General features: G+C 66.3%; 16 protein-coding genes. 7 read left to right on the top strand and 9 right to left on the bottom strand.

The features are described 5' to 3' along the window. Positions 1–93: 93 nt before the first annotated feature. Positions 94–1116: a LacI family DNA-binding transcriptional regulator gene (locus tag ACZ46K_RS03545; protein WP_464746705.1), complete on the top strand. Its 1023-nt coding sequence runs from the start codon at positions 94–96 to the stop codon at positions 1114–1116. On the opposite strand, the gene ACZ46K_RS03540 is transcribed toward ACZ46K_RS03545, so the two are convergent. From ACZ46K_RS03540 to ACZ46K_RS03510, 7 genes are all read right to left on the bottom strand, one after another. Further along, positions 1107–1928: an SDR family NAD(P)-dependent oxidoreductase gene (locus ACZ46K_RS03540; RefSeq protein ID WP_464746703.1), complete on the bottom strand. Its 822-nt coding sequence runs from the start codon at positions 1926–1928 to the stop codon at positions 1107–1109. The genes ACZ46K_RS03545 and ACZ46K_RS03540 overlap by 10 nt on opposite strands. Next, positions 1925–3667, bottom strand: coding sequence for an FAD-dependent oxidoreductase (locus tag ACZ46K_RS03535; protein ID WP_464746701.1), 1743 nt, complete (start codon positions 3665–3667; stop codon positions 1925–1927). The genes ACZ46K_RS03540 and ACZ46K_RS03535 overlap by 4 nt, the downstream gene beginning before the upstream one ends. A gap of 1 nt (position 3668) precedes the next feature. Continuing rightward, a complete protein-coding gene (locus tag ACZ46K_RS03530) occupies positions 3669–3962 on the bottom strand; it encodes a YciI family protein (protein ID WP_464746699.1) in 294 nt (97 codons plus the stop codon). 36 nt (positions 3963–3998) lie between these two features. Beyond that, entirely contained in the window at positions 3999–5516 is a 1518-nt protein-coding gene (locus ACZ46K_RS03525) for an FAD-dependent oxidoreductase (protein ID WP_464746697.1), read from the bottom strand. Between the two features lie 75 nt (positions 5517–5591). Further along, complete coding sequence (locus ACZ46K_RS03520) at positions 5592–6425, bottom strand: IclR family transcriptional regulator (protein ID WP_464746695.1); 834 nt, start codon at positions 6423–6425, stop codon at positions 5592–5594. Between the two features lie 37 nt (positions 6426–6462). Beyond that, complete coding sequence (locus tag ACZ46K_RS03515; RefSeq protein ID WP_054806373.1) at positions 6463–7194, bottom strand: SDR family NAD(P)-dependent oxidoreductase; 732 nt, start codon at positions 7192–7194, stop codon at positions 6463–6465. 18 nt (positions 7195–7212) lie between these two features. After that, a complete protein-coding gene (locus ACZ46K_RS03510) occupies positions 7213–8583 on the bottom strand; it encodes an MFS transporter (protein ID WP_464746692.1) in 1371 nt (456 codons plus the stop codon). 268 nt (positions 8584–8851) lie between these two features. Here ACZ46K_RS03510 and ACZ46K_RS03505 point away from each other — a divergent pair, with 268 nt between their 5' ends. Beyond that, positions 8852–9496 carry a TetR/AcrR family transcriptional regulator gene (locus ACZ46K_RS03505; protein WP_054806377.1) on the top strand — a complete coding sequence of 215 codons (645 nt, stop codon included), beginning with the start codon at positions 8852–8854 and terminating at the stop codon, positions 9494–9496. Between the two features lie 40 nt (positions 9497–9536). Here ACZ46K_RS03505 and ACZ46K_RS03500 read toward each other — a convergent pair whose 3' ends face one another. Next, the gene (locus ACZ46K_RS03500) at positions 9537–10331 is read right to left on the bottom strand and encodes an enoyl-CoA hydratase (protein WP_054806372.1); all 795 of its coding nucleotides are present in this window, start codon (positions 10329–10331) and stop codon (positions 9537–9539) included. Positions 10332–10359: 28 nt separating this feature from the next. Next, positions 10360–11331 (bottom strand): NADPH:quinone oxidoreductase family protein, encoded by a 972-nt coding sequence (locus ACZ46K_RS03495; protein WP_464746690.1) that lies wholly within the window; start codon positions 11329–11331, stop codon positions 10360–10362. 169 nt (positions 11332–11500) lie between these two features. On the opposite strand from ACZ46K_RS03495, the gene ACZ46K_RS03490 reads away from it, so the two are divergent. From ACZ46K_RS03490 to ACZ46K_RS03470, 5 genes are all read left to right on the top strand, one after another. Continuing rightward, a complete protein-coding gene (locus ACZ46K_RS03490; protein ID WP_464746688.1) occupies positions 11501–12301 on the top strand; it encodes a crotonase/enoyl-CoA hydratase family protein in 801 nt (266 codons plus the stop codon). Positions 12302–12405: 104 nt separating this feature from the next. Further along, the gene (locus ACZ46K_RS03485) at positions 12406–13599 is read left to right on the top strand and encodes a thiolase family protein (protein ID WP_054806371.1); all 1194 of its coding nucleotides are present in this window, start codon (positions 12406–12408) and stop codon (positions 13597–13599) included. A gap of 28 nt (positions 13600–13627) precedes the next feature. After that, positions 13628–14389 carry a 3-hydroxyacyl-CoA dehydrogenase gene (locus ACZ46K_RS03480; protein WP_464746686.1) on the top strand — a complete coding sequence of 254 codons (762 nt, stop codon included), beginning with the start codon at positions 13628–13630 and terminating at the stop codon, positions 14387–14389. A 35-nt stretch (positions 14390–14424) separates the two neighbouring features. Then, positions 14425–15048, top strand: coding sequence for a TetR/AcrR family transcriptional regulator (locus ACZ46K_RS03475; RefSeq protein WP_054806376.1), 624 nt, complete (start codon positions 14425–14427; stop codon positions 15046–15048). Positions 15049–15073: 25 nt separating this feature from the next. Next, the gene (locus ACZ46K_RS03470) at positions 15074–16057 is read left to right on the top strand and encodes an NAD(P)H-dependent flavin oxidoreductase (RefSeq protein WP_054806370.1); all 984 of its coding nucleotides are present in this window, start codon (positions 15074–15076) and stop codon (positions 16055–16057) included. Positions 16058–16061: the final 4 nt, after the last annotated feature.

The following is a 16061-nucleotide window of genomic DNA, read 5'->3' as shown; positions in this document are numbered from 1 at the left end:
TCGGGATTGCTACATCAATTGTCGGTGCATTCGAAGGTAAGGGTGTCGGCCATCACACGGCAATCGTTTGCCATTTTTTGCCATAATGATCTCATGTCTCCGGAACCCCGTAGTGTGTCGCCGCGTAAGCGAGCCACCATCACCGATGTCGCACGCGCTGCGGGCGTGGCGGCGTCCACCGTGTCGCGCTCGTTCACGAACCCCGACCGGGTCAACGTCACCACCCGGGAACATGTCCTGGAGATCGCCGCCGAACTCGGATACACCCCCAACCCGATGGCGCGCGCGCTCGAATCGGGACGCACCAACACCTTCGCCCTGCTGGTCCCCGACATCACGAATCCGTACTTCGCGGGCATCATCAACGGAGCGGAGCGCGCGGCTGCGGCGGCAGGCCGCACGCTCGTCATCGGCAACACCAAGGAAAGCGCCGCCACCGAACAGCACCTGGTGGCGCGGCTCGGCCCGGCAGTCGACGGCTTCGTCCTGGCCGCCTCCCGGCTACCTGACGACGACCTCCGGAAGGCGGCCGAACTGAATGCGGTCACGCTGGTCAACCGGGCTGTTCGCGGAGTCTCGTGCGTCGTCGCCGACTACGCGTCCGGGACTCGACAGATCGTCGACCACCTCGCATCGCTCGGCCACCGGTCGTTCCTCGTGCTCGGCGGGCCGCCGGAATCGTGGTCGGGCGCGCGCCGCTGGGCGGGTCTGCAGGCCGCGGCCGGACTGCACGACATGCAGGTTCGTCGATTCGGGCCGTACTCGCCGACGCTGGGAAGTGGGCCTGCAGCTGCCGACGCTGCTCTCGCGGCCGGCGCCACCGCGGTGATCTGCCACAACGACATGCTCGCGATCGGGGTCCTGCGCAGGTTGCAGGAGCGCGGCGTCTCAGTGCCGGAACAGGTGAGCGTGGTCGGATTCGACGACATGTTCGGATCGGCGATCTGCACGCCCACCCTGACCACGCTTGCGGAACGAACCGAGGACGCAGGCGCACAGGCGATCGAGATGCTGGGCCGTCTCGCCTACGAGCGGGTCTCCGAGCCGGGCTCGCTCGTGCTGCCGACGCATCTGGTGGTGCGTGAATCGTCAGGGCGAGTGGCGGCTTACTCGTAGCCGGGGCGGGGGATGTGGCTCATCAGCGTCTGGGTGAACCCGCCGTCCACCTGGATCTCCTGGCCGCTGACGTAACCGGCGCGGTCGCTCGCCAGCCACACTGCGGCGTCGGCGAGATCTTGTGGGGTGCCGACGCGACGTAACGGGACGACGCCACTGCGGGCTTCGAGCACTCCCGGGGTGGTGTAGAAGCTCTCGGTCAGCGGTGTGCGGGTCATGCCCGGCGCAAGCACGTTGGAGCGGACTCCGTAGGGGCCCCACTCGAACGCGAGAGTCCGCGAGAGCATCGACACCGCGGCCTTACCGGGAGAGTACGCACCGGACGACGGCTGCGGATGCGACGCCGAGATCGACGAGATGTGCACGATCGACCCTCGGCCTTGCTCGCGCATGGAGGCCCCGAACGCCTGCGAGCACAGCAGGTATCCGGTGAGGTTGACGTCGAGGACCCGTTGCCAGTCGTCGAGTGCCACGGTCGCGAGATCGCCGGCGCGCATGATGCCTGCATTGTTGATCAGTACGTCGGCTCCGCCGAACTTCTCGGTCACGAGCTCCGCGGCGGAGCCGACGCTCGCGCTGTCGGTGATGTCGATACCGAGCCCGACCGAAGCGACACCGAGATCGGCTGCTCGATCGGCGGTCTCGACTGCACCGTCGCGGTTCAGATCGAGCACTGCCAGACGCATTCCGTTACGCGCCAGCTCGAGCGCGATGGCTGCGCCGATCCCACCCGCGGCACCGGTCACGACGGCGACTCGATCGCGCAGATCCAGCCAGTCCGTGACGGATTCGGGTGCAGATGTCGTGGTCATTCGGCCTTCTCCTCTGTGGCTGTGGCTGTGGCTGTACTTGCGGCCGCGGTTGTGGTGACCCCACGCGCACCGATGTCACGTCCGACGCAGTAGCCGAACACCATGGCGGGTCCGATGTTCGCCCCGTAACCGGGATAACCTCCGCCGAAGACGCTCACCGCTGCTGTACCCACGGCGTACAGACCGGGTACGGTTTCTCCGGATTCGGTGACGACCTCACATCGCGGGGTGACAGCGAGACCAGCGTAGGTACCGAGGTCGCCCACCCCGATCTTCACCGCGTAGTACGGGCCGGTGTCGATCGGTGCGAGATTCGGGTTCGGTTCGTGCTTCATGTCGCCCTTGAAATGGTGGAACCATGTGGAACCGCGTGCAAATCGGGTGTCGACACCGCGCTGAGCATCGACGTTGAATTCGTCGAGAGTCGCCTGCAGGGTGTCTGCCGGGACGCCGATCCGACCCGCGAGTTCCGCCACCGTCCTCGCACGGGTCAGGAACCCGACTCTCCGGTAGTACCAGGTGGGCAGCGGCCACGGCTTTGCATATCCGATTCCATAACGGCGCATGGCTTTCCGGTCCGCGATGATGTAGGCGTAGGTGCCTTGCTCGTTCGCGTTGTCTGCAATCATCGCAGCACCGAAATCGTGGTACGACAGGGATTCGTTGGCGAATCGCTTCCCATGCCGGTTGACTGCGACCAACCCGGGCAGGCCGAAGGCGCGCAGATGTGGGAACACCCGTCGCTTGCCGCGTAGCGTGCGGAAGTATGTGACCGGGCCCCACGAAGCAGGCTGATGCGGGCGGGTGTCGAGGACACCGCCGACCGCGGAAGCCAGCCGGTGGCTGTCGCCGCCGTGCCCGACCGTCGGCGTGACGTGGTCGTCGCCGCCACCGTCGTGTGTGAACACGGTGCGACGCAGTGTCGGATCTCCACCGAATCCGCCGGCGGCCAGCACAACTCCCTTGTCAGCGGTCACCACGGTGGATACGGGTCCACCGAGCCGGGCCCCCGAGACGGTGCCGTCGTCGTCGCGGAGCAGTTCGATGGCCGGCGAGGACGTCCACATCGGGATCCCGAGTTCGCGTGCGGTCGCGACCAACCGGGTCATCAGCGCGTTACCGTTGGTGCGGGTGAACGACCGCTTGTGCGCCGAACTCTCGTACCAGGTGCGCAGCAGACGCTTCGTGACGTAGGCGAATGCTCGCGGTGAGCGATTCACGTCGAGGAACGTCGCGAGGTCTTTGCCGATCTCCGGCATGTACCCGAACACGGTGTAGGTGTACAGATACGGTTGCAGCCGGAGCCTGTCGGCGCCGAGAATCCTTGCATCGGTGCGTTCTACCGTGAGTGCCCTTCCGGATCGGCGCGCGCCGGGCGCTTCCATCCGGTAGTCGGGTGCGGTCTCCGGGTACACGAAGTCGACGGCGGTCTCACGTTCGAAGAAGTCGAGCGCCTCCGGCACCTCGTCGAGGAACGCGTCGACGGCGGCCTGGTCGAAAGCGTCGCCCGCCAATGCCCGAATGTAGGTTTCGGCATCGGCGCGGGTGTCGCCTTCCGCGACACCCTGTTTGTTTCCGGGAGCCCACAGCCAACCGCCGGAGATGGCGCTGGTGCCGCCCAGGTGGTCGTCCTTCTCGACGACGAGCACCCGGTGGCCGTGTTTGTGTGCCGAGATCGCAGCGGACAGCCCGGCTGCGCCGGACCCGACGACGAGGACATCGGTGTCATAGGTGCGCATCTCAGATCTCCTGCGTCAGGCGGCCGAGCATCGGAATCCATTCGGTGGCGGTCACGGTTGCGACGAGCCCGTGCACGCGGAACGGGTCGGCGTCGGTGTGGGCGAGTGCGGACGCTTTGTCGTCGGCGCGCACGACGATCAGTGCGCCCGGAGCCTCGTCGGGGCCGAGTGGGCCGGACATCAGCACGACATCGTTCGCGGCAAGGCCGGAAATGTGGTCCTTGTGCGCGGGGCGATGCTCGTCGCGACCCGCGTCGTCGTCGGTGTAGATGTACGTGAGTGCGAAAATTCCCATGGAAATGTGCCTTTCGTGAGTCAGGACGTTCAGGTTTCAGGAGCGGGTTGCAGAGGCGACGGATCCGGTCTGCGCGCCGGCAGCGATGCGTCCGGCGAGTCTGCCGGATGTGAATGCCCAGCCCAGGTGATGACCGTGGCCGAACAGGGCCAGCCCGCCCTGTCCGGCGTTGCCGACGGCGAACAGCCCGGGGATCGAGGTGCCGTCGGAGCCGACCACTCGCAGTTCGCTGTCGATCGCGAGTCCGCCGTTGGTCTGCAGTAGATACGCGCGGACGGGCCCGAGGGCGAAGTAGGGAGCCTGGCCGTTCAAGGTTCCGGCAGCGGCAGCCGATTTCGTGAGGTGTTCTGCGGGAACACCGATTCGGTCAGCGAGCGATTCCAGAGTCGGAGCTTCCGCGTACACGTCGGGTCGAGCCCGACGGAAATCGGGCATGTATGCGAACGCAACACCGGGGGCAGTGGCGACGTGATATGGGTCGGTCGAGAACTTCTCGTACAATGCCCGGTCGCCGATGATATAGCCGCCTGCCTCGCCGAGCGAGGCGACCGTCAGGTTGATGTTCTCGTCGGTTCCCGACCGTAGATCACCGGAAGCGTCCACGAGCAGTGCACCTTCATCGAACATTACTTCGCGTGGTGACAGATAGGTCGTGACGAATCCCATCATCAGTGTGCGAATCATGCGGTCGGGCAGGTGATCCAATCCCCATCGGACCGTCCGTGTGAGGATCCGTCGCGGCGGCAACTTCTGAAGGAGACCGAAAAGCCCGTCCGACGGGGGAGGTGCGAGGCGCATGCTCGGCACATCGAACACGTCCGCGTTGAGGACCTGTCCGCCGAGTTCGAGCGCCATCGTCTGGGCGTCACCGGTCGCGTGCGGGTTGACCGGCACGAATTCGGCGACCTGCTCGTTGATCCAGCGGGCCTTGAGATCCCGTCCTGCGGAGAAATCACCGGCCGCGAGGATGACACCGCGCGATGCCTGCACCTGCATCTCCCTGCCTCCGTGATGCGCGACGACGCCGGTTACCCGTCCATCCTCCACCTCCAGCCGCGTGACAGGGCAGTCGAGCACTATCCGGACGCCGAGCACGCGTGCCCGTCGCTCGAGATGGTAGATGTACGAGCGTGACCCGGGAAGAACGTTGTGCAGCCGAGGGGCGGAGTGCGGGGGTTCCCCGACCGGGCCGAAGAATTCCATGCCCATCTCGCGCAGCCACACCAGCGTGTCCGTGACGTTGTGGGTGAGGAGTCGGGCGAGTGCGATGTCCTCGGTGTCGGTGAGGGAACCGGACAGCGTCCGGTAGTCGCGCAGGTGCGCGTCAGCGTCGTCGACGATTCCCTTTCGTTCTTGGTCGGGCGTCCCCGAAGCCGCGATCGAGCCGACCGATCGTCCTGTGCTGCCGCGGAGTTCGCTGCCCTTCTCCAGGACGACGACGCGAGCGCCGTGTTCGGCTGCCGAGATGGCCGCGGCCAGTCCGGAGCCGCCGCCACCAACGACGACGACGTCTGATCCGCTGATATCGAGTGCTGGAACTGTGCTGTCGGGCACGTCGATTCCTCCGATTCCGAGAGAGACGGTCCGGGAGTGAACCGTGTCGCTGTACGGGATCGAGAGTGCCCTGAATCACTCGTGGTGGCGGCGTTTTTCCCGATGAATGGCAAAGAACCTCGGATCGCTCACCGGCGCAGAAGAATCGACGAGGGAGGCGGACACGCCCATCGCGCGCGAGATGCCCCGGGCCGCGGTCATAAGAGCGGGAACGTGTCCGACGATCCGTCCTGCCTCGGAAGGCAGCACGATGGTGAGAGCGGCAACCACATCGCCGTTCGCGTCGAAGATCGGCGCGGCAGCGCCGGTCGCCGAGGGAATCACCATTCCCTCGGCGATGCAGTGCCCTTTCGAGCGGATGTCCGTGAAGATCTTTCGGAGCCGGTCGGGATCGACGATCGTATCGGCCGTATACCGGTCGAGTGAGCCGGCGAGGAACGCTTCACGGGCGTCTTCCGGTGCATACGCCAGGAGCACCAGCCCGGCCGAGCATGCGTGCGCGGGCAGCCGGCCGCCGACATGGGTGGCGTTGATCATCGAGCCGGGTACCGACAGGCGTTCGATGTGCAGCACTTCGTCGCCGTCGAGCACACCGAGCTGAGTGTGCTGCCGTACGACGGCATGCAGGTCGTCCATGAAAGGAAGCGCGACGTCACGCAGCCGCATCACCCGCGACGACCTGGTTGCCAGCTCCCAGATTCGGACCCCCACGCGGATACCGCGGCCCTCGGTGCGTTCGAGGAGTCGCAGTTCGAGTAGTTCCGAGACCAGCCGGTACGCGGTTGTCACCGGTAGATCGGCGCGACGAGCTATGTCGGAGGCCGTCAGAACGGGGTTGTGCGCGTCGAACGCCTCGAGGATGCGCAACACTCGTTCCATGACCGACTCGCCGGACTGTGATCGAGCCATCGTTCGCTCCTCTCTCCGAGTCGCAGCGTACGACGGATCACCCACCCCACACGTAGCCTCCGTCGACGTAGATCGTTTGACCGGTCACGAACGCCGCCGCGTCGGACAGCAGGTACAGGGTCGTCGATGCGACGTCGGCGGTCGTGCACATGCGGCCCAGCGGTGCCCGTGAGCTCAGTTCGTCGCCGTCGAGGGCGCCATCGGCGACCATCGTCCGGATCAGGGGTGTGTCCACCCAGGACGGACCCACAGCATTCACGCGGACGCCGTGTGGTGCCCACTCCGTTGCCAGCGCTCTCGTAAGGCCGACGACCCCGGCCTTTGCTGCGCTGTAGGCGACACGACCCGGAAGTCCCCGGGCCGCGGCTATCGAGGCGACGTTGACGATAGCTCCGCTGTCCGGGGAGAGATGCGGGAACACGGACCGGCACACGAAGTAGGTGCCGTTGAGATCGACGTCGACGACGAGCCGCCAGTCGTCGACGTCCATCGTGGCGGCGGGAGCAGGACGGGTCAGTCCCGCACTGTTGACCACTCCGCCGATCGGTCCGTGTTCGGACACGAGCTGCGCGACGGCCCGGTCGAGTTGGTCGGGTCGGGTGACGTCGGCAGTGACCGGAATGCCGCCGACTCGGTCGGCGGCATTCCGGACGGCATCGGCGTCGCGGTCGAGGAGTGCGACGGCTCGGCCGGCGGTGATGGCTGCGGAAGCGATGTCGTGGCCGAGGCCGGATGCGCCGCCGGTGACGAGCAGGATGTCGGAGTTCATGGATGTCCTGTCGGAAGGTCAGCGGTTGACGGGACCGAGTTCGTCGAGTGGCACGAGGTGGGTCTCCCTGGCGGTGAACACGGCGATTGCCGATGCCAGTCCGCACACGCACGCGAAGATCGCCACAGGGACCCAGCCGGTGGGTCCGTCACTCATGATCGCGTAGCCGATCGCCGGTGCGAATCCTGCAAGCAGGAAGCCGAACTGGCTGCCGATCGCGAATCCCGAATAGCGGACGGGCGCCGCGAACAGCTCGGAGAAGTATGCCGGCCACAGGGCGTTGACTCCGGAGTAGAAGAATCCGAGCAACAGCGAACCGACGACGTAGATCAACGGCAGCGACGTCGTCGAGACAGCCCAGAAGTAGACGAAGACCAGTCCCGAACACACGGCGATGGATGTGATCCACACCGGTCGACGGCCGACCCGATCGGAGAACATCGCTGCAATCGGGATCGCAACGACCGCGACGATGTTCGCAATGACGGTGACCCACAGTATATCTGGCCGGGAGATGCCCACATTGTCGGAGGTCGCGTAGGCCACGCCGAACACCGTGATGACGGTCTGGAAGATCGCGAAGACGGAGGCGAACACCACCTTCAGTACGTCGCGCCACTGGGTGCGCATCAGCTCCACGACCGGCAGCGACTTGACCTCTCCATGCTCGACTTCTTCCTGGAAGACCGGGGTCTCGTCGAGTCGGGAGCGGACGACATATGCAAGCAGCAGCACGACCACACTGCTCCAGAACGGGATGCGCCAGCCCCACGACATGAGGAAGTCGTCGGGCATTGCCGCGATCGGAATGAACACCAGGGTTGCCAGCAACGTGCCCGCCTGGCAGCCGGACATGGTGAAGGAGGTGAATAGTCCGCGCTTACCTTCGGGGGAATGTTCGAGAGTCAGGGTGCTCGCGCCGGCCGCTTCGCCGCCGGCCGAGAAACCTTGGCCCAGCCGCATGAGAACCAGCAGGATCGGCGCGAGCATGCCTGCCTGCTGATAGGTCGGGAGCAAGCCGATCCCTATCGAACAGACGCCCATCAGGATCAGTGTGATGAGCAGGACGCGCTTGCGTCCGATCCGGTCACCGTAGTGTCCGAGCACGATGCCGCCGACCGGCCGCGCCACGTAACCGACACCGAACGTGGCGAGGGCCGCGATCGTGGCGACGGTGGCGTTGTCGCCAGGGAAGAACAGGGCGGGGAACACGAGAGCCGCCGCGGACCCGTAGATCACGAAGTCGTAGTACTCGAGCATGCTGCCCAAGAAGGCCGCGGTGGCGGCCTTCTTCCCGGCGGTGTGCTGGCCGCTGGTGCCGCCATCGTCGGGTTCGGCGGGGTCGCGCCCCGCATCACTGCGACCTGTGTCGTACATGGTTGTGGTCATTGTTACCTGCCGTTCGTGTATCCGTGACCGCGTGGCCTGGAACGTCATCTGGCAAGAGTGTGAGCCGGGCAACACGTCGGGGGCAGGTCACGTGCCATTGAATGGCAAAGCTTTTTCACGTGGGACGTGCACGGCGCCCCTGATGCGCGTGCAGGCCACCCGATTGCGCGGCGTGGCGTCCGGGGCAGCGGCAGTCCGTCATCTCCGGGCGCACGCACGGGTATCCTCGAGCCGTCCGGGTATAGCGATCGATAGGTTGGATGCGTTCATGGGGAGTTCCACCGACGACACAGTCGCCGCGGAAGAAACGGCGGCTCCGGACTGGCGCACACTCGAGCCGATGGAGCTCACCCCGATCCTGTCGGCGAGTCTCGATGCGTTCTACGAAACCGGCTTCCACGGCACGTCCGTGCGGGAGATCGCGAGGCGGGTCGGCGTGACCGTGCCGGCCCTCTACTACCACCACGAGAACAAAGAAGGCCTGCTCATCGCGCTGCTCGAGTTGTCGACGAGCGACGTGCTCTGGCGCTCGGACGCCGCCGACGCCGACGGTGGCACCGACCCGGTGCAACGCCTGTCGAATGTCATCGAGGCGATCGTGCTGCGGATGACGATGCGCGCGCGTCTCGCCGCGCTCGAAGGTGAGGCGCGATACCTGAGCCCGGAGAATCGTCAGCGATACCGAGCGGTTCGCAAGGGGATCGAACAGATCGTGCGGCAGATCGTCGAGGAAGGAACCGAGTCGGGAGCGTTCGACGTCGAGGATTCGGCCGAGACCACTCGCGCACTACTGGGGATGTGCCAGTCGATTCCCCGCTGGTACCACTCCGAGGGAACACTGAGCCCGCAGGAAGTCGCGAAGAAGTACGTGAAGATCGCGCTCAAGATGGTCGGGGCTTCGCCCCGCACCTGACGGACCGTTGTCGTCGCCGCGACAACGGTCCGTGACGTGCTCAGTGCGCGCGGAAATTCGCAGGCCGCTTCTCCTGGAACGCGGAAACGCCTTCCTTGAAGTCCGGACCGGCGAGCAACTTCATCTGCCCGTCCCATTCGCGGGTGAAGGCGTTGTCGAGCTCGGTGAGCGTCGCGTCGTTGATGGCATGTTTGGTGGATGCGAACGCAGGCGTCGGGCCGTCCCCGAGTCGTTTCGCGAGTTCCTCGACCTTGCTGTCGAATTCGTCGTCCGGGTAGGTGTCGGCGATGAGTCCCGCTGCGAGCGCTTCGGGAGCAGGGAGGCGCTCGGCGAGCAACGCCATCTTCAGCGCGCGGGCGCGTCCGACGGACGCGGCGACCAGGGCTGTGGCACCGCCGTCGGGCATCAGGCCGATCTTCGTGAACGCGAGGAGGAAGTAGGAGGACTCCTTCGCGACGGTGAGATCGCACGACAGTGCCAGCGACACACCGATTCCGGCTGCGGCACCGTTCACGGCACCGATGACGGGCCGGGGGAACGCGCGCAGCAGTGCGGCGAGCCGGTTGCCGGCGTCGATGGTCTCGCTGTTCGGCGGTGCAGACAGGTCGCGACCGGCGATGTCGGCGCCAGAGCAGAACGCCCGGCCCGTGCCGGTGAGGATGGCGACGCGGATGGAGTCGTCGTCCGCATGCTTCTCGAAGGCATCGCCGATAGCGTTGAGGGTGTCGGCCTTCACTGCATTCATCCTGGCGGGACGGTTGATCGTCACGCGCAGGATGCCGTCGGTGACGGCGACATCGACCTCGGGTCGATCGCCGGGCAGGTTCTCTGTCATGGGTGTCCTTCGGATTCGTCGGTCGGTGTCAGGGGCGCAGTGCGAGTGCGACTTTGCCTGTCGCAGAACGTGTTGCGAGTGAGCGGAGCGCGCCTGCGGCTTCGCTCAGGGGGTAGACGGTGGGTTCGGGGATCTGCAGTTCACCCGAGCGCAACAGGGGTTCGAGTGTGTTCCACTGCTGGGCAGGGTAGTCGGGGAGCATGCGGATGTGTTCACCCCATCCCGCACCGACCACCGAGATGTTCTTCAAGAGAAGGCGATTGACCTTGACCGTGGGGATCCCACCGCCGGTGAAGCCGAGCACCACGGCGCGACCGCCCGGCGCGAGGCTGCGGAGACTGTCGGTGAACCGGTCCCCGCCGACGGGGTCGAGCACGATGTCGACGCCACGGCCCCGGGTGAGTTCGAGTGCCTTGTCCTTGAATCCGTCGACGGCGACGGTGTGGGTTGCCCTGTTGGCCTTGGCTACTGCCGCCTTCTCGTCGGTGCTGACCACGGCGATGGTCTCGAGGCCGAGCGCCGCGGCAACCTGGAGCGCGGCGACGCCGAGGCCGCCTGCGGCGCCGTGGACGAGCACGGTCTCGCCGGGACGGAACCGTGCGCGTTCCTCGAGTGCGAAGTGGGCCGTCAGATAGTTCAGGGGCATGCCGGCCGCCGCTGTGAGTGACACACCGTCTGGAAGGGGGAACACCGAGCGGGGATGGACGGCAACCGTCTGCTGCCACGAACCGGTGTTGGCGAGGACCGCGACCCGCTGGCCGGCGGTGAACCCACTGCCTTCGGGTGCGGAGCGGACGATTCCGGCGCCTTCGGACCCGAGGACGCAGGGGAGTGGGCGGACCACCTGGTAGCCCGCGCTGGTCTGGAGGAGATCGGGGAACGAGACACCGGCCGCGTGCAGGTCGACTACGACATCGCCGGCCCCGGGCGTGGGTTCCGGTATCTCGACAGCGTGTACACCGTCGGGGCCGGTGTTCTCGGTCAGATGTGCAGCATGCATGGGTCTCCCGCCGTGTGGTCGCCGAATGGGTATCCGCGCTCACGGCCAATCATTACCAGACGAAACTGATCGGGCGCTAGATAAAGCCGGGCTATTGCCCGAGCGCTCGTTCCGTGATACTCCTTTAGCGATCGATAAGTAATGATTTCCGGATTCGAGAGGGACACGCATGGCCGACGACACGAGCGCCACCGAACCCGCAGCACTGTACGAACAGCGCGGTGGGGTTGCGATCATCACTCTCAACCGGCCCAAGGCGCTCAACGCGGTCAACAGTGCATTGTCGACCGCCGTCGGCACGTTGCTCGAACAGGCCGAGAACGACGACGACGTCCGCGTCATCGTCATCACCGGATCCGGTCGCGCGTTCTGCGCGGGCGCCGACCTCAAGGCTCTTGCCGCCGGCGAGGCCACGTCCGCCGACGGCCACCCGGAGTGGGGCTTCGCGGGGTACGTCCAGCACTGGATCAACAAGCCCACGATCGCCGCGGTCAACGGATTCGCCCTCGGCGGCGGCACCGAACTCGTACTCGCCAGCGACCTCGCCGTCGTCGACGAGGAAGCCAAGCTCGGACTGCCCGAGGTCAAGCGCGGACTGTTCGCCGCCGCAGGTGGCGTAATCCGCATGCAGCAGCAGATCCCCCGCAAGGTCGCGCTCGAACTCGCTCTCACCGGTGAACCCATCTCCGCGGCGCAGGGCAAGGAACTGGGCCTGGTCAACCGCGTCGCTCCCGCCGGCACCGCCCTCGAGGTCGCACTCGAGATCGCCGAGACCATCGCCGCAAACGCGCCGCTGTCGGTCCGCGAATCGAAGGCGATGATCTACCGCACCGCGAACCTTCCCGACTGGGAAACCGCCGCGTGGGACGCCAACAACGAAGCGCTGAAGATCGTCTTCACCAGCGAGGACGCCAAGGAAGGCCCCACCGCGTTCGCTGAGAAGCGCCAACCCGTGTGGAAGGGCCGCTGACCCGGAAGCGCCCGGCCGAGAATCCCGGCCCGGTGTCGCGGCGACCACTCCTGTGACACCGGGTCGCACCAACCACTCGAAACCTCTCGACATCAGGAGTCACCATGACCAACGCAGTCATCGTCGACGTCGTCCGCACCGCGGTCGGCAAAGGTAAGCCCGGAGGCGCACTCTCGGGTACTCACCCCGTCGAGCTTCTCGCGCACGTGCTGCGCTCGCTCGTCGAGCGCAACGGAATCGACCCCGCCCAGGTCGACGATGTCATCGGCGGGTGCGTCAACCAGGCGTCCGAACAGTCGCTCAACATCTCCCGCACTGCGCTGCTCGCGGCCGGCTTCCCCGAATCCGTGCCCGCCACCACCATCGACCGCCAGTGCGGTTCGAGCCAGCAGGCCGCGCACTTCGCCGCGCAGGGCGTCATCGCCGGTGCATACGACATGGTCATCGCATGTGGCGTCGAGTCGATGAGCCGCATTCCGATGGGCACCTCCTCGATGGGTAAGGACACGCACGGCCCGAGCATCCGCGCCCGCTACCCGGAGGGTCTGGTCAACCAGGGCATCTCCGCCGAGTTGATCTCCGCGAAGTGGAAGTTCGACCGCGACGCCCTCGACGCGTTCTCCGCGCAGTCGCACCAGCGCGCTGCCGCCGCGATCGCCGCCGGCCACTTCGACAAGGAAATCGTGCCGATCGAGGTCACCAACGCCGCGGGCGAGCAGGTGCAGCACACGGTCGACGAGACCGTGCGTGCCGCCACCACCGCAGAGGGCCTCGCCGGCCTGAAGCCGTCGTTCTACACGGAGGACTACGCTGCCCGCTTCCCCGAGGCGCAGTGGATCATCACCCCCGGCAACTCGTCGCCGCTCACCGACGGGGCCTCCGCGGCGCTGATCATGAGCGAGGAGCTCGCGAACAAGCTCGGTCTCACGCCGCGCGCCCGTTTCCACTCGTTCTCCGTCGCAGGCGACGACCCGGTCTTCATGCTCACCGCGCCGATCCCCGCCACCCAGAAGGTCCTCGCCAAGTCGGGTCTGAGCATCGACGACATCGACGCCTACGAGGTCAACGAGGCGTTCGCGCCCGTGCCGCTCGCATGGGCCCACGAGTTCGGTGCCGACCCGGCCAAGCTCAATCCGTGGGGTGGCGCGATCTCGCTGGGCCACGCGCTCGGGTCGTCGGGCACCCGCCTGCTGAGCACGCTCGTCAACCACCTCGAAGCGACCGGCGGCCGTTACGGTCTGCAGACGATGTGTGAGGGCGCGGGCATGGCCAACGCAACCATCATCGAACGTATCTGACACACAACACTATTCGGAAGGACATTCAATGATCGTCAATGACAGCGTTGCCGTCGTCACCGGAGGCGCCTCGGGTCTCGGCCTCGCCACCACCAAGGCGCTGATCGCCGACGGTGCCACCGTCGTCATCATCGACCTCCCCTCCTCCAACGGTGAAGCTGTTGCCAAGGAACTCGGCGACCGTGCGCGCTTCGCGCCGGCCGACGTCACCGACGAGGCGGCCGTCGTCGCCGCACTCGATCTGGCCGAGTCTCTCGGGCCGCTGCGTGTCGCGGTGAACTGCGCCGGCATCGGCAACGCGGTCAAGACCGTCAGCAAGAAGGGTGCATTCCCGCTCGACGGCTTCAAGAAGGTCATCGACGTCAACCTGATCGGCACGTTCAACGTGATCCGCCTGGCGGCCGAGCGCATCTCCAAGACCGAGCCGGTCGACGGTGAGCGCGGCGTCATCATCAACACCGCCTCCGTCGCCGCATTCGACGGCCAGATCGGCCAGGCCGCGTACTCTGCGTCCAAGGGTGGCGTCGTCGGCATGACCCTGCCGATCGCCCGCGACCTCGCGTCGCTGCTCATCCGCGTCGTGACCATCGCTCCCGGCCTGTTCAAGACGCCACTGCTCGGTTCGCTGCCGGAAGAAGCACAAGCCTCGCTCGGCCAGCAGGTTCCGCACCCGGCCCGCCTCGGTGATCCCGCCGAGTACGGCGCTCTGGCCGCGCACATCGTGTCGAACGCGATGCTCAACGGCGAGGTCATCCGCCTCGACGGTGCCATCCGCATGGCACCGCGCTAGACACCGCACGACGCACACGCGAGAGGATGGGATCGATGACCGCACAACCGGAGATCAAGGCCGCGGATTGGCGGGTATTCGAGCAGCTGCGGTACGATCCCATTCTCGAGCATGCACTGGAAGCCTTCAGCGAGAACGGCTTCCACGGAACCACCGTGCGCGACCTGGCCCGGCGGGTGGGTGTGACGGTTCCCGCGCTGTACTACCACTTCGAGAACAAGGAAGCCGTTCTCGTGACCCTGCTCGACGCCGCCGTCCTCGACCTCATCGACCGTGTCCTGGCCGCGGTCGCGGACGGTGGCGCCGACCCGGTCGCCCGATTCTCCAATGCCGTCGAGGCGATCGTGCTCAACATGACGTTCCGCGCCATGCGTTCCGGACTGGATTCCGAACTGCGACACGTCTCTTTCGAGAACCGCCGCACCTACGCCGCGACGCGGAAACGACTCGAACTCATCATGCTCGACCTCGTCCGCGAAGGTGCGGAGGCCGGAGTCTTCGACGTCGACGATGCCGAGGAGACCGTGCGGGCCATGCTCGGCATGCTCCAATCCATCGCCCGCTGGTACCAACTCGACGGACCACTCACCCCGGCGCAGGTCGCCGACCGCTACATCGTGATCGCCCTGCGCATTGTGGGCAACCACGCCACCACCTGAACGTCTCACTGCGAGGAGATCTTTAGTGCTGTCCACAGCTTTCACCGAAACCTTCGGAGTTCGTCACCCCATCGTGCAGGGCGGAATGCAGTGGGTCGGCCGCGCCGAACTGGTCGCCGCCGTTGCCAACGCCGGTGCGCTCGGCATGATCACAGCGCTCACCCAGCCCACCCCCGAAGATCTCGCGAAGGAGATCGCCCGCACTCGCGAGCTCACCGATCAGCCGTTCGGTGTCAACCTCACGATCCTGCCGTCGATCACTCCGCCGCCCTACGACGAGTACCGACAGGTCATCATCGACTCCGGCATCAAGATCGTCGAAACCGCGGGATCGAACCCCGCGCCGCACCTGCCCGACTTCCACGCTGCCGGAATCAAGGTGCTGCACAAGTGCACCAGCGTCCGCCACGCCGTGAAGGCACAGGATGTCGGCGTCGACGGCATCAGCATCGACGGATTCGAATGCGCCGGCCACCCCGGTGAGGACGATATCCCCGGCCTCGTGCTGATCGCGGCGGCGGCAGAGAAGATCACCATCCCGATGATCGCCTCGGGCGGCTTCGGTGACGGTCGCGGGCTCGTCGCCGCTCTCGCGCTCGGCGCCGACGGCATCAACATGGGCACCCGCTTCATGTGCACCGTCGAGTCGCCGATCCACCAGAAGATCAAGGAAGCGATCGTCGCGGCCGACGAGACCGACACCGAGCTGATCTTCCGCCCGCTGCGCAACACCGCGCGCGTGGCCAGCAACACCGTCAGCCGCGAGGTCGTCGAGATCCTCGAGCGTGGCGGCCAGTTCCCGGATGTGCAGGAACTTGTTGCAGGTGCGCGTGGTCGTCTGGTGTACGAGAACGGCGACCCGGAGGCCGGCATCTGGACCGTCGGTACCGTGCAGGGCATCATCCACGACATTCCCACCGCCGGTGACCTTGTCGAGCGCATCGTCGCTGACGCGGAGGCTCTGATCTCGGAGCGGCTCGCGGGCATGATCAACCGCGTGAACGCCTGACACG

The sequence above is a fragment of the Rhodococcus sp. JCM 9793 genome (genome assembly GCF_055380405.1).
Note: the sequence above shows the minus strand (reverse complement) of the source record. Positions and strands in the feature narration are given on the sequence as shown.